Source organism: Shewanella sp. CG12_big_fil_rev_8_21_14_0_65_47_15, from assembly GCF_002783505.1.
Lineage (GTDB): Bacteria > Pseudomonadota > Gammaproteobacteria > Enterobacterales > Shewanellaceae > Shewanella.
This window is the reverse complement of sequence record NZ_PFGL01000001.1, coordinates 132,122-150,579: the sequence shown is the minus strand read 5'-3', so window position 1 is coordinate 150,579 and position 18,458 is coordinate 132,122. Positions and strand designations below refer to the sequence as shown.

17 protein-coding genes and 1 pseudogene are annotated in these 18,458 nt (G+C 47.9%); 5 read left to right on the top strand and 13 right to left on the bottom strand.

Annotated elements, in window-relative coordinates; all coding sequences use genetic code 11:
• Positions 1–48: 48 nt before the first annotated feature.
• The 6 genes and pseudogenes from cyoE to COW15_RS00615 all read right to left on the bottom strand — a co-directional run bounded on the left by cyoE (position 49) and on the right by COW15_RS00615 (position 5,468).
• The gene (gene cyoE / locus COW15_RS00640; RefSeq protein ID WP_293628757.1) at positions 49–981 is read right to left on the bottom strand and encodes a heme o synthase; all 933 of its coding nucleotides are present in this window, start codon (positions 979–981) and stop codon (positions 49–51) included.
• Between the two features lie 13 nt (positions 982–994).
• On the bottom strand, positions 995–1,336 hold the full coding sequence (cyoD, locus tag COW15_RS00635) for a cytochrome o ubiquinol oxidase subunit IV (protein WP_023266130.1): 342 nt from the start codon (positions 1,334–1,336) through the stop codon (positions 995–997).
• On the bottom strand, positions 1,336–1,947 hold the full coding sequence (gene cyoC, locus COW15_RS00630; protein ID WP_293628750.1) for a cytochrome o ubiquinol oxidase subunit III: 612 nt from the start codon (positions 1,945–1,947) through the stop codon (positions 1,336–1,338). The genes cyoD and cyoC overlap by 1 nt, the downstream gene beginning before the upstream one ends.
• 1 nt (position 1,948) lies before the next feature.
• Positions 1,949–3,928 (bottom strand): annotated as a pseudogene (gene cyoB, locus COW15_RS00625) (cytochrome o ubiquinol oxidase subunit I).
• Positions 3,929–3,930: 2 nt separating this feature from the next.
• A complete protein-coding gene (cyoA, locus tag COW15_RS00620) occupies positions 3,931–4,959 on the bottom strand; it encodes a ubiquinol oxidase subunit II (protein WP_293628748.1) in 1,029 nt (342 codons plus the stop codon).
• Positions 4,960–5,147: 188 nt separating this feature from the next.
• Positions 5,148–5,468 (bottom strand): hypothetical protein, encoded by a 321-nt coding sequence (locus COW15_RS00615; RefSeq protein WP_363699608.1) that lies wholly within the window; start codon positions 5,466–5,468, stop codon positions 5,148–5,150.
• Positions 5,469–6,024: 556 nt separating this feature from the next.
• Between COW15_RS00615 and COW15_RS00610 the strand changes: the two genes are divergently transcribed.
• Entirely contained in the window at positions 6,025–9,693 is a 3,669-nt protein-coding gene (locus COW15_RS00610) for an EAL domain-containing protein (protein ID WP_293628744.1), read from the top strand.
• Positions 9,694–9,784: 91 nt separating this feature from the next.
• A complete protein-coding gene (locus COW15_RS00605; RefSeq protein ID WP_293628742.1) occupies positions 9,785–10,261 on the top strand; it encodes a cytoplasmic protein in 477 nt (158 codons plus the stop codon).
• Between the two features lie 51 nt (positions 10,262–10,312).
• Here COW15_RS00605 and COW15_RS00600 read toward each other — a convergent pair whose 3' ends face one another.
• The 4 genes from COW15_RS00600 to COW15_RS00585 all read right to left on the bottom strand — a co-directional run bounded on the left by COW15_RS00600 (position 10,313) and on the right by COW15_RS00585 (position 14,308).
• Complete coding sequence (locus tag COW15_RS00600; protein WP_293628740.1) at positions 10,313–11,815, bottom strand: DUF3300 domain-containing protein; 1,503 nt, start codon at positions 11,813–11,815, stop codon at positions 10,313–10,315.
• A gap of 136 nt (positions 11,816–11,951) precedes the next feature.
• Entirely contained in the window at positions 11,952–13,316 is a 1,365-nt protein-coding gene (locus COW15_RS00595; RefSeq protein ID WP_293628738.1) for an ATP-binding protein, read from the bottom strand.
• Positions 13,309–14,004: a response regulator transcription factor gene (locus COW15_RS00590; RefSeq protein ID WP_293628736.1), complete on the bottom strand. Its 696-nt coding sequence runs from the start codon at positions 14,002–14,004 to the stop codon at positions 13,309–13,311. Before COW15_RS00590 ends, COW15_RS00595 begins: the two co-directional genes overlap by 8 nt.
• 1 nt (position 14,005) lies before the next feature.
• Positions 14,006–14,308: a PepSY domain-containing protein gene (locus COW15_RS00585; RefSeq protein ID WP_293628734.1), complete on the bottom strand. Its 303-nt coding sequence runs from the start codon at positions 14,306–14,308 to the stop codon at positions 14,006–14,008.
• A gap of 357 nt (positions 14,309–14,665) precedes the next feature.
• On the opposite strand from COW15_RS00585, the gene COW15_RS00580 reads away from it, so the two are divergent.
• Both COW15_RS00580 and COW15_RS00575 read left to right on the top strand, forming a co-directional pair.
• Positions 14,666–15,598: a choice-of-anchor H family protein gene (locus COW15_RS00580; RefSeq protein ID WP_293628733.1), complete on the top strand. Its 933-nt coding sequence runs from the start codon at positions 14,666–14,668 to the stop codon at positions 15,596–15,598.
• Positions 15,599–15,872: 274 nt separating this feature from the next.
• Positions 15,873–16,682: a GIY-YIG nuclease family protein gene (locus COW15_RS00575; RefSeq protein WP_293628732.1), complete on the top strand. Its 810-nt coding sequence runs from the start codon at positions 15,873–15,875 to the stop codon at positions 16,680–16,682.
• An 87-nt stretch (positions 16,683–16,769) separates the two neighbouring features.
• Here the strand turns inward: COW15_RS00575 and COW15_RS00570 are convergent, their stop codons facing one another.
• Together COW15_RS00570 and COW15_RS00565 are read right to left on the bottom strand one after the other, a co-directional pair.
• Positions 16,770–17,048, bottom strand: a complete 279-nt coding sequence (locus COW15_RS00570; protein WP_253989521.1) for a type II toxin-antitoxin system RelE/ParE family toxin — start codon at positions 17,046–17,048, stop codon at positions 16,770–16,772.
• The gene (locus tag COW15_RS00565; protein ID WP_293628730.1) at positions 17,045–17,329 is read right to left on the bottom strand and encodes a type II toxin-antitoxin system RelB/DinJ family antitoxin; all 285 of its coding nucleotides are present in this window, start codon (positions 17,327–17,329) and stop codon (positions 17,045–17,047) included. The genes COW15_RS00570 and COW15_RS00565 overlap by 4 nt, the downstream gene beginning before the upstream one ends.
• A gap of 188 nt (positions 17,330–17,517) precedes the next feature.
• Between COW15_RS00565 and COW15_RS00560 the strand changes: the two genes are divergently transcribed.
• On the top strand, positions 17,518–17,991 hold the full coding sequence (locus COW15_RS00560) for a peroxiredoxin (protein WP_293628729.1): 474 nt from the start codon (positions 17,518–17,520) through the stop codon (positions 17,989–17,991).
• A gap of 71 nt (positions 17,992–18,062) precedes the next feature.
• On the opposite strand, the gene COW15_RS00555 is transcribed toward COW15_RS00560, so the two are convergent.
• Positions 18,063–18,452: a NirD/YgiW/YdeI family stress tolerance protein gene (locus COW15_RS00555; RefSeq protein WP_293628727.1), complete on the bottom strand. Its 390-nt coding sequence runs from the start codon at positions 18,450–18,452 to the stop codon at positions 18,063–18,065.
• Positions 18,453–18,458 lie beyond the last annotated feature (6 nt).

Below are 18,458 nucleotides of genomic sequence, written 5' to 3'. Positions count from 1 at the left end.
AAAGCGCTAACCTAGGTTAGCGCTTTTGTTTTTGAATAAAGGTTATGTTTATCGCACTAAGATAAACAGTGGGGTTTGACTGACCGCTTGAAAATCGAGCGCCATGGTTACACTGAGTGCTGTGATGGTAATAATTGAAAAACCAAACACTTGTCTGGCCCAACGTGGCATATCCACATCTTGACGATAACCTTTGAGGGCCATAGTTAGCCACCAGAGGCTGGTGGCACAGGTCACGGCCATAAAGGCGGTGCCTGTGTAACCTGCGAGTGGCAGCATAGTGCTGACCAAGGCGAACACTGCGATATAGAGCACTATATGATGCTTCGCCTTGGCCATCCCTTCGGCGACTGGCAGCACGGGGATCTTCGCGGCTGCATAGTCATTAAAGCGGAAAATCGCGATGGCGTAGGAGTGGGGCATCTGCCAGAGGCTGAACATCAGCAATAAAATCACTGCGCCCATATCCATTTGCCCCGTCACGCTGCAATAGCCCACCACGGGCGGTACTGCGCCCGAAAAGCTGCCGACTAAGGTGCCGTAAACCGAGTTTCGCTTCATATAGAGGCTATAAACCCCGACATAAACGACATAGCCAATAGCGGCAAACAGCAGGGCTAAAGCATTGGTGAACAGGGCTAAGATGCCGAATCCAAACACGCCTAAGGCGATGCTAAACCGCAAGACATGGCTTAGGGGGATTGCGCCCGTGACGGTGACGCGTTTGCAGGTGCGCTGCATTTTGGCGTCAATGTCACGGTCAATACAGTTATTAATCGCACAGCCTGAGGCGACGACTAAGGATAATCCCACTAAGCTTGCCAGCATCAAGACCAGATCCACATCGCCCTTAGCGGCCAATAGGAAGCCGCCAGCAACGGAAATCAGATTCCCGAAAATGATGCCAGGCTTAGTCACCTGTACATACCCTTTGGAGCGTGCTTTCCATTGCGTCGATGTCAATCTAGCTTGTGTGTTCATTTGCTGTGTCTCGTTACATCATCAAAGCGTTAGCTTCGAGAATGATCCATACCGACAAGCCAACCACCATGACTATGATCAGCGCGGTAAATAGGAAGGAGAAGGTGTTGATCTTGCCTTCCTTTGAGAAGTCCAAGTGCAGGAAGTACTTAAGGTGTACCAAAATCTGCACCAGTGCCGTGACAACGACGATGGCAAGCGTCGTCGATTGCTCGAAGTGATGGGTCATTACCGCCCAGAATGGGATGGCAGTTAACACCACTGACAGCACAAAACCGACTAAGTAGGACTTGATGCTGGCGGCCAGATCGTCTGCGCCATGGCTATGATCATGCGAATGAGTATGTGCGCCCATTACAGTGCTCCCAATAAGTACACAACGGTGAATACGCAAATCCACACAATGTCGAGGAAATGCCAGAACAAGCTTAAGCAGCTCAGGCGCGTGATGCTGCGGTTGCCTAAGCCCGTTTTGGCGACTTCAATCATCATGATCGCCATCCAAATTAACCCAGCGGTCACGTGCAAGCCGTGCATGCCCACTAAGGTAAAGAAAGATGACAGGAAGGCGCTGCGTTGTGGGCCGTTGCCATGTTCGATCAGGTGATGGAACTCATAGACTTCCATGCCGATAAACACACAGCCCAGTGCAAAGGTAATGGCTAACCAAGTGAGGGTCGCCGCTTTGTTGTGGTGCTTAGCGAAAATCAAGGCGAAGCCATAGGTAATACTACTGAGCAGCAGGGCTGCGGTTTCGATCAACACAAAGTCCAGTTCGAAAATGTCTTTACCCGATACACCGCCATCGGTGTTCATATAGAGCACGGCGTAGGTGGCGAATACCGATGCAAACAGGATGCAGTCGGTCATCAGGTAGAGCCAAAAACCAAACAGGGTGTTGCCACCCGTGTCATGGTGCTCCTCGGCGTGAGCAACTTCTAAATCAGCTGGGATTGCAACACTCATATCAGCCCCTTACTACATTGTTTAAGTGAGCATTTTCAATGCGTGCCACTTCATCGGGTTGAACGTAATAGTCGACATCGTTGTTATAAGCACGGAATAAGAACACGATAAACGCGCCCACCATGCCCACAATCGCGAGCCACAGAATGTGCCAAATCGCAGCAAAACCAGCGGCAGTAATGCCCAGCGCCATTAAGATACCGCTCGGGGTATTTTTCGGCATATGGATTGGCTGATAGTGTTTGAGGCGTTGATATGCGGTGCCTTTTTCTTTGGCATCGGTAAAGGCATCGATATCAGACACCTGTGGCAACTTAGCAAAGTTGTAGAACTGTGGTGGGGATGCGGTTGACCATTCCAGCGTGTGGCCATTCCATGGATCGCCCGTGGTGTCACGGTTTTGGTCGCGGTCACGGATACTCACGTACAGTTGCACGAATTGCAGAATGATACCGACCATGATGATGCAAGCACCCACGGCAGCGATATAGATCCACATGTTCCATGCTGGGTTATCAATGTGGTTGATACGGCGAGTCATCCCCATAAAACCGAGTACATACAGCGGCATAAAGGCCACATAGAAACCAATTTGCCAGCACCAGAATGACGCTTTACCTAAACGCTCATTTAAGTGGAAACCCGTCGCTTTCGGGAACCAGTAAGCAAAACCGGCTAAGTAACCGAACACGGCACCACCGATAATGGTGTTATGGAAGTGAGCGATCAGGAACAAGCTGTTGTGCAGTACGTAGTCGGCGCCAGGTACGGCCAATAACACGCCCGTCATACCACCAATGGTGAAAGTCACCATAAAGCCTAAGGTTCACAGCACTGGCACAGTTAAGCGCAGGCGGCCGCGGTAAATGGTAAACAACCAGTTAAACAGTTTTACCCCAGTCGGGACCGCAATCACCATGGTCATCACGCCGAAGAAGGCGTTGACGTTGGCACTAGAGCCCATGGTAAAGAAGTGGTGTAACCACACGATAAAACCGAGGATCGAAATCGCGCCACTGGCCCATACCATTGAGGAATAACCGAACAGACGCTTAGAGGTAAAGGTTGAAATCACATCCGAGAAGATACCGAACGCAGGTAAAATCAGGATGTACACTTCAGGGTGACCCCAAGCCCAGAACAGGTTGATATACATCATGGCATTACCACCACCATCATTGGTGAAGAAGTGGAAACCCATGTAGCGATCGAGTGTTAACAGCGCTAAAACCGCGGTCAGGATCGGGAACGATGCCACGATCAGGATGTTGGCCCAAGTACAAGTCCAAGTGAAGATAGGCATTTGCATCAGCTTCATGCCTGGAGCACGCATCTTAAGCACAGTCGCGATAAAGTTGACCCCGGTTAAGGTTGTCCCTATCCCCGAAATCTGCAGCGCCCAGATATAGTAATCGACCCCGACGCCCGGACTGTAAGCCAGTTCAGACAAGGGCGGGTAAGCTACCCAACCGGTACGGGCGAATTCACCTAAACCTAATGAAATATTGATCAGCACGGCACCAGACGCGGTTAACCAGAAGCTGAGGTTGTTCAAGAAGGGGAAGGCAACGTCGCGGGCACCGATTTGCAGTGGCAGCACTAAGTTCATTAGACCGATCATAAATGGCATCGCCATAAAGATAATCATGATCACGCCGTGGGCAGTGAAGATTTGGTCGTAATGTTCAGGCGGCAGATAACCTGCGGCGCCATTGGTGGCCAGTGCCTGTTGGGTACGCATCATGATGGCGTCGGAAAAACCGCGGATCAGCATGATGAAGGCAAGCACTATGTACATGATACCGAGGCGTTTATGGTCAACCGAGGTTAACCAGTCGTGCCAAAGCACGCCCCATTTTTTGTGTTTAGTGATAAAGGCTGCGACGTACAGGCCTATCACGGCAACAACCGCAAGGGTCACCATGATGATAGGCTCATGATACGGGATCGCATCTAGGCTTAATTTACCGAGAAAAGACATGATTACTCCGCCTCCACTTTGTGAGTGGATGAGTGTTCTGTAGATGAAGTGTCAGAATGGGTTGAGCCTTCCATGTCGGCCATCTTCTGTTCGCTCGCCATATGCACCATATCGTGGTGCATGCCAGCCATACTGTGGTCGGCACTCATGTGTTCCATACCTTCATGGCCTGCCATGTGCTCGTTTGAGTCCATGTGCATGTATTGCATAACGATTTGATCGAACATGCCGTGACTCACTGAGCCAAAGTATTCAACAGGATTGTTTTCACTCTTCTGTGCTAAGGCTTGGTAAGTCGCAGAATCTAAGGTCTTAGTCGCCTGTTGTTTGGCCTTGGCGACCCAAGCATCGAAGTCGGCCGCCGTTGGCGTGGCAATGGCTTTAAACTTCATGCCCGCAAAACCTGCGCCGCTATAGTTAGCGGAAATACCGCCATAGGTGCCGGGTTCGTTGGCAATCAGGTGCAACTTAGTCGTCATCCCAGCCATTGAGTAGATTTGGCTACCTAACTGCGGGATAAAGAAAGAGTTCATTGCGGTATCAGAGGTGATCTTAAAGTTCACCGGCACATTGGCTGGGAAGGCCAGCTCGTTGACCGATGCGACACCTTGTTCTGGATAGATAAATAACCATTTCCAGTCCATAGAAACCACTTCAACCATAATCGGCTTGGCCTGGTGTTCGAGTGGCTTGTAAGGGTCGAGATCATGGGTCGAGCCCCAGGTAATCACCCCTAGAATCACAACGATCACAATAGGCACAATCCAAACCACGGTTTCAATCGCGCTTGAATGGGACCATTTAGGCGTGTAAACCTCATGATCTCGGCCATCGCGGTATTTCCATGCGAAGAACAAGGTCATAAAGATCACGGGAATAACCACAATCAGCATGAGTAGGGTAGCGATGATGATCAGGTGCTTTTCATCGACACCGATCTGGCCCTTGGGATCCAATACGCCGCCATCACAGCCTGCGAGCATCAGGGCTATCGCCGCGAATGCGACTTTACTTAAATTTCGAATTAACAAAGGAAGATTCCTCTAACCCTAAGGTTTACAACTCTGCCCAGAGAGATTGGCAGTAGCATTGAGCGGCGTTATCCGAAGGCGAATCCGAGAGTGGCCCGAGCGTGGCACAAAAATGCCTGCCACCCCAATGCGAGATTGAGGATCGGCTTTCAGCGCTTAATGCTAAATTTGAATTTTAAAACAGAGAGTTACAATGGTGGGGCGCGACAACCGTGCGCAAGGTGTTCGAGGGATTTTAGCCTTGGGGGTGCTAAAAACTGGGCAGCATTAGTGAGGTCTAAGCTGTTGAAAAACTTGAAGCCATTGTCGAACAGATTCCACAATTGCTTAATTATCTGGGGGTTGAGCAGTAAAATGCTCAGCAGCGTGGCGCCGAAAAACTCAATTAAAAAGCCATCACTTAGGGTGATTAATTCGCCAATATCGATGCAGCCGCCGACCATCACAGACACTAAGTCCGCAGCGGGCAGCACAAACAGTAACCCAAAAAGCAGGGCTAAGTTTGTCATGCTGAAGTGGGAAAATCGAACCGCTTGGTTCAATCCTTCAGCGCTGAATTGGCTAAGGGCAAATTTCAATTAATGGATCCGGGTTAACGGGAACGTGGGTCAACTAACTGAATAAAAAATATTCAGCATGCAACTTTTTTATGCGGCGGGAGGATAACAAGAAGCGGGGATTGATTGAAAGCAGATCACCTGCTAAAAAGTGAGTTAATATTAAAAAAACCTTAATTAAAACTATAGTTGCCATATTTATTTACGTATTTAACGTATTTGAAACTGGCCTAAGTCTCAAAAAATGCAAAAGCGTGATCGCACTGGCGAATCTGTTCGGTAGCAAAGTGATCGACTTTCGTTAATATCCACTTTCGTCAAATCTTGGTTTGCTATCTCAAATAGCGGTTCCGAGTGGTAGCTCACTTGTCAGGACGAGCATCTGTGTCAAGAATGTCGTGGTGGAGATCTTAGGAAAGCAAATAACTGGGCACAAACGATTATTGCCAGCATTAAATCAGCGGAGTCCCATCTCTGGGCTTGAGATTGATTCGGTGAATAGGGCATTATGCCTATTAATAACACTATAAGTATCAGCGCGAAGGGATTGTATATTAAATCATTTAGTCATTGCCTTAGGGTTAATTTCTGTATTGCCTTAGCCTATTTTGTCGTGGGTAAAATGGGCTTGATGATTGCGCTGCCCCCAGGTTACTCGGCGGCAATTTGGCCTGCGGCAGGGATTGCCATCGCGAGTTGTATCCTATGGAAAGAATACGCCCCTTGGATTGGCATCTTGATAGGATCTGTGCTGATTAATATCAATGTGGGCGGGCAGATACATTGGGGATGGTTGCCTATTGTCATCGCATTCGGTTCTGTGCTGCAGGCTATAATCTCGGCCCATGTCCTTCGCCGTATCGACCATCTGGTGACCTTAGATAGACCCAATACCGTTATAAAATCCTGCCTGAGCTTAAGCTTCACTTGCTTAATAGCAACGCTGTTTGGGAATTTAGCCTTAGTCGCTAATGACACCATTCCCCGTACCGATTTACTTGGCAGTCTGCTCAATTGGTGGATGGGGGATTTGCTCGGAGCGGTGATCTTTATCCCTTTGACTATGTTGCTGTTCGATCCTAGGACTATCTGGCGGTCTCGGCGTATTCAGACCGGGGTTCCGCTGCTGGTCGGTTTTTTATTTTGCGTGGGGATTTATCACTACTCAGATATCAACCAACGTCAGCAGTTGCAGGATAAGTTTCAAATTCAATCTAACGCCATCATCAGTGATATCGAGAGTTTTCAAGGAGCTAATCTGCAGCAAATCGTCGCCCTCGCGAGCCTATTCGATAATAGTGAACGGGTTTCCGAAGACGAGTTTATCCAGTTTGGTAAGCGTAATCAGCTACAGACGGAGGGGTTTCGTGCTTGGTCTTGGTTGCCTCTAGTCCCAGTGGAAGATAAAGAGCAGTTTGAAGCCGCGGCGCGCGATGCCATTGCTGGCACCTATGAAATCAAACGTCCAGCGGACTGGCATATCAATGCCGATGGTTGGTTAGTGCCTGTGATGTATATACAACCGCTACGAGGGAACGAAGCCGCCCTTGGGCTAGATCTCAATAGCGAGCCCACCCGCGCCGCAGCGATTGCCAAAGTCCGTGCCACGCTAACGCCGGTAATGACGGAAAAAATTCAATTGGCTCAGGATCCTAATGGCCCAGGAGCTTCGTTGCTTATCGCCCCTGTCTTTGATCGACTAGGCCATATTTCGGGATTTTGTTCGGCCGTCATAGATCTACGGGAAATTATTAGTGGGGTGGAAAAAGTGCAAGGGCTGCACTGGAAACTGACCGATACCAGTGCAGGCGGGACTTTACTCTACGCCAATAGCCAGAAAGATTTTCCCGAGTTTTCCGGCAGTGTTTATAGCGATAAGACGGGGCAATATTTTCAGACCAATCTGATGTTAGCCGACCGCAATTGGCACATAGTGATCTACCAATCCTATGCCACGCTGATGGGAGATACCTTTAGCCTGTCGTTACTCATGTTGCTCCTCGCCTTTATCACCTGCGCCGTGGTGGGTGGCATGACCTTGATCTCTTCCGGTGAACGCCATCGTATTGCCGAGAAAGTGACTGAAAAAACCATGGCCTTGTCGAAGGAGATTGCCCGCAGCGAGGCTTTTCAGGTCACTCTGAGTGAAAGTGAGCAAAGATATCGCAATCTATTTGATAAGGCGCCGGTTGGGCATGTGCTTAAACGTCTAGGAGATGGGCAGTTTGTTGCGATAAACCAAGCCTTTGTTGATATTACGGGTTATACGCTGGAGGAATTAAATCGACTCGAACCCTGGGAGTTAACGCCAAGTCGCTATCAGTCGAGTGAAGCCGAGCAATTAGAGCGCTTAAAACATACCTGCCGTTACGGCCCTTATCAGAAGCATTATCGCCATAAGAATGGCCAGTTAGTGGCGGTGCGTCTTAATGGAACTTTAGTGACGGCGGCGAATGGTGAGCCTTTAATCCTCTTTATCGTCGAGGATATTACCGAACAAGAACGCACTGCGGCGCGGGTCAATCTGTTGGCTCAGGTTTTTCAACAGAGTGGTGAGGGCATCACCATTATGGACGCCAACGATATTATTGTGGATGTGAATACCGCCTTCACCCATATTACGGGTTACTCTAGGGATGAAATTATCGGTAAAAATTGCCGATTGTTAGAGGCGGAGCGTACCGATAGAAGCCTAGATGCTCAAGTGCGCGCCGCGCTGGAGCAAACGGGATTTTGGCAAGGGGAAGTGTGGGATCGTCACAGGGATGGATATGATTTCCCTAAATGGTTGATGATGTCCGTGGTGCGGGATGAAACGGGGGCGATCAGCCATTACATCGGCAGTTTCACCGATATCAGTGAGCGTAAAGTGAATGAGGAACGAATTCATTTTCTCGCCCACCACGACTCGCTGACATTGTTGCCTAATCGACTCAGTTTACAGTCGCGCCTCGAAATGGTGTTCCAAGAGGCATTGGCGTCGCATAGCCAGATAGCTGTGATGTTTATCGATATGGATCACTTCAAAAATATCAACGATACCTTGGGTCACCATGTTGGTGACCTATTGTTACTCGAGGTGGCACATCGCCTTAAGGCTGTGGTGGGGAGTCGTGATATTGTGGCTCGTCTTGGCGGTGACGAATTTGTGATCGTGTTGTCAGATATCCAACATGACGCAGTTGCCACGGTTGCCGAGGCATTACGTAATAGCCTGAGTCAAGTCTATATCATTGATAATAAACCGTTGCATTCATCCCCCAGTATTGGGATCAGCCTGTTTCCAACTGACGGTGACAGTGTTGAAGCGTTAATGAAAAATGCCGATATGGCCATGTATCGTGCTAAGGCGGCAGGACGTAATAACTATCAGTTTTTCACCTCGGCAATGAACACCTCGGTGACCGAACGTCAACATATTGAAACTGGCTTAAGGCAAGTGCTTATCCGTGATGAGCTAAGGTTACATTATCAGCCACAGATCGATATTCAAACTGGCCAAGTTGTGAGTGTCGAAGCCTTAGTACGCTGGCAACACCCTGAATTTGGTCTAATTGCGCCAGATCGTTTTATTCCCATCGCCGAAGAAATTGATATGATCATTCCCATAGGCCAATGGGTGCTTGAAACTGCCCTTAGGCAACTTGCCCAGTGGCGAGAAAAGGGGGCTAAAAAGTTGCGGATGGCGGTTAACCTTTCGGCGCATCAGCTGCGTAAAGAAACCATAGTTGCAGATATTCTCAATGTGTTAGCGCAATATGAGCTAGGCAGGGGAGCATTGGAGCTTGAAATCACTGAAAGTGTTGCCATGCAATACCCTGAACAGAATGCTAAGTTACTGGCCGAGTTACGCCAGCAGGGTATTGAGTTGGCTATCGATGATTTTGGTACAGGTTATTCGTCGCTCTCTTATTTGAAGTTGCTGCCCTTAGATCGACTCAAGTTAGATAGATCCTTTGTTAAGGATATTGAGAGCGATCCAAATGATGCCGCCATTAGTGCTGCCACTATTTCAATGTCCCATGAGCTAGGGTTAACTGTGGTTGCCGAGGGGGTAGAAAACGAAGCTCAACTGGTACTGCTCTCAAGCATGGGGTGTGACTTAGTGCAGGGTTACTATTTTAGTAAACCCTTGGCAGCCGAAGATTGTTGGCGTTTTATCGAGCGTAATTTGTAACGGCTTATCAGGGGGGCACATTATCTTTGCGAGTTGAGCTACACTTGAGTTTGCATTATGGGTTCAATAATCACAGGCTAAGGATGGTTATATGCAAGTTATCTTTACTAAAGGTTCAGCACGTTATGCACAGTTACGTTGTGTGCGTATGGACGGCAGTGCCACACAAACTCAGATGCCCGAGCAGGGGATAGCACCCCACGATATGATCCACTACGTAGTTGAAAAACGTCTGCATATTCAAGGTGCTTTCTTCTCGCAGATCCGCGCTGGTGCCGATATCAATTTTACCCTTGAGCATAACGAGGCTTCTTTAGCGGTTGCGGATAAAACCGAAATTTGGCAAACCGAATCGATTGTCGAAGCATTACAATCTCTGTTGTGGTCAGTCGATGCGCCTAGCTATGCCGGATTTATCTATTTACTAGAGCAGGCCTGTAGTCACCGAAAATTAGCCGTACCTGAGGTTTCGGAATCTGATTTTGAGCATATTATCAATGAGATAATGGAGTTAACTATAGAGTGGCAAGGTATGGGTGAGGGGCAATCCCTGACCCTAAAGTTTTAAACGCTTAAGCAGCAAAAGAGCGCAACTATCGCGCTCTTTTCGTTTGTTGTACTACTCCCTGTGACGTCGTTCCTGGCTTTGTGCCGATCTTCCCTGATTATGCTCTACATTGCGTGCCGTTTGCATATTTTGGCGTGGTTCGTTCTGTCTCACTCGCACTTCTTCCCGCTGCTTTGGCGCGGCTTGTCTTGGTGCAGATTGTCTGGGCTGCTCACTGTGCTGCGGTTCTGCGCGTCTGACCTCGGGGCGTGTTTCCTGTCTCTGTGGCTGAGCCCGTATTTCTAGATTGCGTGGCTGTGAGTCTCGGCTTTGATACTGCCGCTGTGGGCTGTCCTTAGTTTGTTCCCTCGACGCCTTCGCTTGCATTTGTCTGACCTGATTATCATGGCGGCCATTGTCGTTACGCTCTTTTGGGTAACCTTCTTTTTTAGCCTGAACTGAGTTCATCGGCACGGAACGACGCTCTTTTAACTCGGCCTGAGTATTTTGGAAGTTAGGTGCACGTTCGCGGCTATAGTTGTAGCCTCTGTCCTTACTATGGCTCTTATCATAGCCCTTGTTATCACGCTGATAACCTACATTTTGCTGTTCCCGTGATTTGGCATACTGACTCGTAAAGTGCTGACCACTGCCGCTGGAGTGAGAATCGCGGCCACGCAATTTGCTGTCACTGTAGTAGCGTTGTTTTACTACGGGGTTATGGTAAACCACACCGCGTCTATGCTCGGGTTTATGCTTCCAAGGTTGAGCGCCATAGCTGACAGAGTATCTCTCCCGTGGGCGATAGTGGTGTGAATGATGGTGGTCAATCACTACGACCCTGTGGTTATGCCAATGGAATGAGCTAAAGAAGTAGTTAAAGGAAATATGGATCCCGGGTGACCAATAAAAGTAACTGTTGCTTGGGCGGTAAGGATAGCCAACATAGCCACCAAACTCCCAATATACGGGCGGATAGGCTACGCCCCAGCGCCAAGTGCCGTAGACTACACGGGGATCATAATAGGGCACATATACGACTTCGCGTCTTGCTGGCTCGATAATGATCAGGTTATTGGCGCGGGTAATGGCCATATTATCCATATTGGCCAGGTTGTTGGCTTTATCCGCCTGTTGTCTGAGCGATTGGATGCCGTCCATCACTTGCGCCTCGTCGGCCAAGAAGGCTTCACCGAGTCTTTGGGTCCAATCCAAATCTTCACTCATCTTTTGCAATACATTGGGGAAGGCCATCAGAGCTTTGACACTCGGGTCCCAGTCCTTGTCTTCGGTGCGTGACATCACTTGGTCGACCGATAACTTAGGGTGATCCTCCAACCAACGCTGCGCCTGTACCACTTCGAGTGGATAGGTTGAGGCGATCAAAATATGGCTCAGCAAACTATCGGGATAGAGCGCAATGGGCGCCAGCATCTGTTCGAGTTCGGCCTGGCCCAGTGAAGCACTTGAACCTTGGCTGACCGATACGCCTGCGGCTTGGGTTGGCGCGGTGAAAGGCAGGGCAACTAATGCCGCCGATAACACTAGCCATTTCCATCGATATAATCTGTTCATGATTCGCTCCAATAATCCTGTGTGAGGATGTTATTGGCATCATAGGCGTTTGAATATGAACATAAGCTGAAAGTATTTCGTCAGAAAAAACCTTTATTATGAGGAATTAATTTATCTATTTTATTGAAAATAAAGACTAAGCAGAGTGGATAAAGCTGAGGCTAAATTGGGCGCCACCTAAGGTTTCTGAACGCGAAACTGAAATTCTACCGTTATAGCTGTCCACTAAGTCACGGACAATCGCCAACCCAATGCCATTGCCTTGGCGGTAAGAATCGGCGCGGATCCCACGCTCAAATATCTGAGTTTGCAGAGCTTCGCTGATCCCTGGGCCATCGTCTTCGATACAGATCAGCAATTGATAGGCATCGCCAGTCACAGTTAATTTGACCGTCGATTTGGCGGCCTTGCAGGCGTTGTCGAGCAAATTGCCTAAAATCTCGGTGAGATCGGCTTCATCGCCTTTAAATACGGCCTGCTCAGCGATTTCGCCACTGAGGTTAATCAGTGGCTCTCGGTAAATCTTGGCTAAGGTGCGTAGCAGTTTATTGGCCACCTCATCAACCTTAATCCCTAAATGCCATGAGGCCGCCGCCGCTGTTTGGGCGCGTTTAAGCTGGTGGCTGATAATGCGACTGATGTTAGACACTTGCTCGCTCGAGGCTTCGCTTAAATCCTTTTGACTCTTAATCACAGCTAATGGCGTTTTCAGACTATGGGCTAAATCCGCGAGGGCATTGCGATAGCGCTTACGCTGGGTTTGTTCGGTATTGAGCAGGATATTGAGCTGCCTCGCCACCGCCTGTAATTCATTGGGATATTGGCTGCTTAACTGGGTCGATTTACCCTGTTCCACATCGTGGAGTTCTTGAGTGAAGCGGGCAAGTGGCCTAATTGTCCACAATAACCAACTCAGCTGAAATACCAGCATCACTAGGATTAAGATCAGCAACCAAGTCCAAAGCTGTTGATTAAACTGGGTTATCTGCTGCTGGAACTCCTGCTCATCCTTAATGATGTGTACGGTGACGGGCACATTTTCATTCAAACTAGCAAAGCTCACACTAAAGCTATAGATAAGGTGTGGCGCGCCAGCGAGGTTGATTTGCTCGAAGGCACTTTTGCCCGTCGGGGGAATAGTGAACTGCGCCGGCGGCGTAATGCCCATAAAGGACTGGGAATGCCAGACTATGCTCTGTTTATGCTCCGCATCCTCTGTGGTGGCAATGGCATAGAGTCCTGACTGGATGAGATTAAAACGGTTTTCGAGTACTAATTCAGGGATAAAAACTCGCTTGTTTTCGACCTCAGTGACGGCTAAAACCGAATAAACATAGGCACTCAGCTCATTTTTAGCGGCACTCTTTACCTGCTCTGCAAAGGCGTTGTTGAGGGCGATACCGATCAGCGGCAGTAGCACTAAGATAAACAACAGCGCACTGAGAACGAGCCGTGTTTTGAGGGAGTTGAGTAACTGCCAGGCAAGCGCGCGCTTACTCATCAACACCTTGCTCTGGGGAGATGACTCTTAAACGATAGCCTTGGCCGCGCAGGGTTTCGATCAGATTGTATTGGCCATCTGGGTCGAGTTTTTTGCGTAAACGGCGGATAAAGACTTCGATGACGTTGGAGTCGAGATCAAAATCCTGATCATAAATATGTTCAGTGAGCGCGGTTTTGGATTTCACTTCGCCCTGATGCAACATAAAGATTTCAAACAGTTTGTACTCCGAGCCGCTAAGGGTGACGAGTTCATCCCCTTTACGTACTTCTAAGCTACTGGTATTTAAACTAAATGGCCCGTTAGTGATCACAGGGCTTGCCTTACCCGCAGAGCGGCGAATAAGGGCTTTGAGGCGGGCAACCAATTCCTCTGGATGGAAGGGTTTAGTGAGATAATCATCGGCACCGGCATCGAGGCCTTCGACTTTATCCTGCCAGCTATCCCGCGCGGTTAAGATCAAGATGGGGAAAGCCCGCTCTTTTTGACGCACGCGGCGGATAAGGCTAATGCCGTCGAGTTTAGGTAGACCTACATCGATAATGGCGGCGTCATAGTTATATTCAATGGCTTGAAACAAGCCTTCTTCGCCGTCGCTGGCGACATCTATGCTGTAATGGGCATCAAGCAAGTGCTGCTTTAAATTGGCTTGCAGTGCTAAGTCGTCTTCAACGAGTAAGAGTCGCATATTAATTCCTCGAAACGCGCCCTGTGGCGGCATCTACCGAAACTGAAAAAACTTGGCCATCGTTATTGAGGATTTTAACTCTGTAGCCTGAGCCACTCGATTGTACGCTGAGCACTTTTCCTCGATATTGACGCTGCACCATAGCCACGGCTTGGTCTGGACTGTTCACTACAAGTTGGCGCTGCTCATTCTTCACGCCTTGGTTGCGCGATTGATTGCGATCATCGTGTTTATCATTGCCCGCTATGCTGCCAAAGGAAGCGCATAAGCAAGCGACTAGGGTCAGTGTTAAACCAAGCTTCATATCTGTTCCCCGTGCAGGTTCGGCGATCTTAAGTGAGTAGCTAGATGGATAGCTTATCGAGTCGACTAAGAATACCTTATCACCATAACAAACACATAGAGATCAGCCAATTGGTAAACACAATTCCTTTAAAATTCTCTGTGCTTCAGATTATAGCGATTTGCTAACTGTCGCCTGAACCTATTTATCGTACACGAGTCATATCCTGTGTCATGTTAGCAGTGTTAACCACAGCAGATGAATTGAGGCTGAACGGTTTTTTCGCTGAAGGACGACGCATGCAAATGTTCAGCTTATGTTCACCTTGAGTGCCCTCTAATGTCACCAATTTGAACGGCTTATCACGGGGTATTCAAGATGAACACACTCAATCAACAGGGTATGGCAACCACAACAAACTCCAGCTTTGTTAGGGCGATGGTATTGGCTGGCGCATTAATGACATCGACGACTGTGAGCGCACAGTCTACTGAGGAGCCAAGCTTGGCGCCCTTTAGCGCGGCCAGTGTTGGCATGGTGAAAACAGCCGATGCCGAACAAGCCGCAAAGCAAGAACAACAAGCCTTAAGCCTATTGCAACAGTCGGCACCCGCCCAGAGTGTGGGTGAAGTTGCAGCCGCTGCAGTCAAGTCGCTAGCACCGTCCTTCTCGACTAAGAGCCCGAGTACAAATCGCATACAACTGATGGGCGCAACACCCATGACCCGCGAACAAGTGATCGCCAAACATACGAGTCAGCCCATTCCAAGCTCGAGCGCCGCGACTGAAGATCCCTATCGTGCCCCGGTTTATCACAACTTTGCGATTTTTGATGCCAGTAGTCGTATGTTCGAAGACTTTGATTACGATGGTTTTTATCAAACCTTTAGTGTGACCTTCGATGTGGATGTGTTCGGGGCATATCTTAATGAGCGCGCCGATCTGTTTGCCGAATTGTACCTTAGCCGTAATGGCGGCCCTTGGGTGCATTACTACACTACGGATGTATTCACCATTTATGGCGACTCGACTCAGGATGACTATGAGGTATTGACCACACTCTACTCTGGTTATGCGACGGATCACTACGATGTACTAATCGATGTGTATGAAGTGGGCTACAGCGATATTGTTGCGACCATCAGTGCCGATGAAACCGATGGTTTGTACGCGCTGCCACTGGAAAGTAGCGACCGTGACCACATTGATGAAGTGATTGTGGTGGAAGAAAGCGGCGGCGCATTTTCTGTCTTGGCCTTGCTCTGTCTTGGGTTGTTGGCGGCAGTGCGCAAGTGTGAAAAATGGGTTTAATACTTTGAAATATACTCTTATATAACTCATCAAGGTATTACCCCTATTGTAGTAATGGTACAGATTGTTTACAGAATAAGGCCCTACCACTGCTTTTTCGTTAAGGGATTACCTCAAAATGGTGGATGATACTGGGCTAATCATCCGCTTTGACAAACGTGGTCAATCGTTTGAGGGTAATTTGGTTTCGTTTTATGTCATTGTTTTTAATGTATTTTTTATTTTGTGGTATTTGGGCGGCTCATTAGCAAAGCGTTAGGTTTTTGGAGATGCAATGGATATTTCTGCGAATAAATTACTCCCAATAGATAATCTCGATGAGTACAAAATTCATTTTGCCGTTTGGAATGGCGAAGAACAGCCACTAGACGTTTTTGTTCGCGATCCTGATGAATGGAAGGGTTGGAATAGTTGGCGCGGTAGCCGTAATGACTTCAGTCGCAAGTTTATTTTCAGCTTAATTCGCTACTACCATCAAACGGATAAATGGCTTTTTGGCGGAATTTTTGAAGTCATCGAACGCAACACTGACTCATATAACGTCAAACTCGTTGCGCTTCACCAAGAGTATATCGGGCGCCTCCTCATTCACTATCCTGGCCCTGGTGTAAGAGGACGCGCTTTTTACCTCGAAAGTCATTTCAACGAATTAAAGGTCGCACAACTGTTTGAAAAACCATTTGAGGGTGAAGCATTTTGTGGTTACGAAAATGTTGAGCATGGTTTTTCGCAGCTCGAAGCGATTATCAAGCAGAACAAATCTGACTGGAAAGCTGCCCTTGAAAACGTAAAAGGTGTCTATCTGATAGTAGATAAAAGTAATTGCAAGATGTACGTTGGTTCGGCATATGGTGACGCTGGTATTTGGTCAAGATGGGCCTGCTACATCGGTACAGGCCACGGGTGGAATGATGAACTCACAAAACTCATAAACACCAATGGCATTGCATATGCCCGTGAAAATTTTCAGTTTTCAATACTTGAGTTTCGATCTATGAGAACGGATGACCAAGTAATTCGCAACCGAGAGCAATACTGGAAGAGAGCACTTCAAACCAATGCGTTTGGCTATAACAAAAATTAAAAACTTAACCTAGCTGTCAACACAGACGCTGCGTGATAAGTCGGGCAGCGTCAGTTACTTTTACGTTAGTTTGTCCAGCGACAACTATCAGTCGGTAGGGAATTTTTGCTTCTGGTGTAAAACTCGCATCACGCGAATAATTGAACCTTCAACCCAGTAAGAAACGATCATTGAGATTTCAGGGATAATGAGTAATCGCCCTCGAATACCATCACGTTGAACGCCCATCAGTGGTTGTTCGAGTAAATTTTCTACTTTATCCTCAATGGTTTGATCAGTTTTTTCAGCTGCATCAGGGTTGAAGTCATAAAGAAACTCAAAGATCTTTTCACGATCATGTAGCGATTCTTCTTCCCATAAAATCATTGCTGATCTCGGCTACGAATCTTAGCTTTTCGTTGATTCATTCGCGCTTTTGCTGAGTTATGGTCAACAAATGAAGCTCTTCCTGAGTCAAGCTTCTCAAATGCTAGGTTGACTTGTTCAGTTAACCAAGCGTCATGGGATAATGCTTTTCGTTGTTGCTCAGCCATCTGCTCAGTAAGCTCACGGCAAGCATCGCTTAGAGTGCGTCCTTGGCTCTCAGCCATTTGCTGAGCTAAGCGTTTAACTTCGTCATCAACACGAAATTGAATTCTAGTGTCCATGAGTAGCTCCTAAGTTTAAGTGAGTACAAATGTTAGCACTGACGTTAGGCAAGAGCAAGGGGTGAACAAGTCATCCTAAGGATAGAAACTTTATTACTCTCCTATAAATGCCCCCTTTTTCTCTCTGTGTTTATCTTGGAAAAATAGGGCTAGTATGAGCGGGTTACTTTAACTAAAGGAAGAGAGACATGATTGCTCAAGGTCAAACATTACCAGCGGCGACGTTAAGCCAACTGACTAAAGATGGCATGGTAAATCATCAAGTTACCGAGCTATTCGCGGGTAAAAAAGTGGTGTTATTTGCAGTGCCTGGTGCCTTTACACCAACCTGCTCCGAGGCGCATTTGCCAGGTTATGTGGTACTAGCCGATCAATTTAAAGCCAAGGGTGTGGATATCATTGCCTGTGTATCGGTAAACGATGCCTTTGTGATGAAAGCCTGGGGCGAGGCGCAAAATGCGTCTGAGTTACTGATGCTTGCCGATGGCGATGCGAGCTTTACTAAGGCGCTAGGCTTAGAGATGGATACCGCAGGTTTTGGCGGTGTGCGCTCGCAGCGTTACGCCATGATTATCGACAATGGCGTAGTGAGCTTGCTTAATGTTGAAGCGCCAAAGTCATTCGAGGTCAGCAAAGCCGAAGCGGTTTTAGCCGCACTTTAAGCTTTTTTAAGAAATGAAGTTTGGATGTGATAAAAGCCAGCCATTCATTGGCTGGCTTTAACTAAATCAATTTATTGTACGATTTGAATGTTGTCTGCATCTATGGTCACTTCAGACCAATCTTTATCCACTTCACCACGAATAATGATCGGAGTTTCAGGTGTTACTGTGTTGCTGCGCCATAAATCATCATCAATTTCGACCTTAATATCACCCGTAGCGTCACGAAAAATATAATCATCGTGTCCAATGGAAGAAATGATATGGCCCGTTAACTCAATTTGGGCGTCATCACTGGCATTGAGCGCGCTCACCACATCACGAATCATCTGTCTTGCACTCGGACCTTGGAAGCCGCCCTGTATTTGAGGTTCATCCGTTGTAGATTGAAAGCCGGCTTGGCTGGTCATAGTGGTGAATGAAAGTGCCATGACGAAAACGGTAAGAGTCATTTTATTCATCTGTTT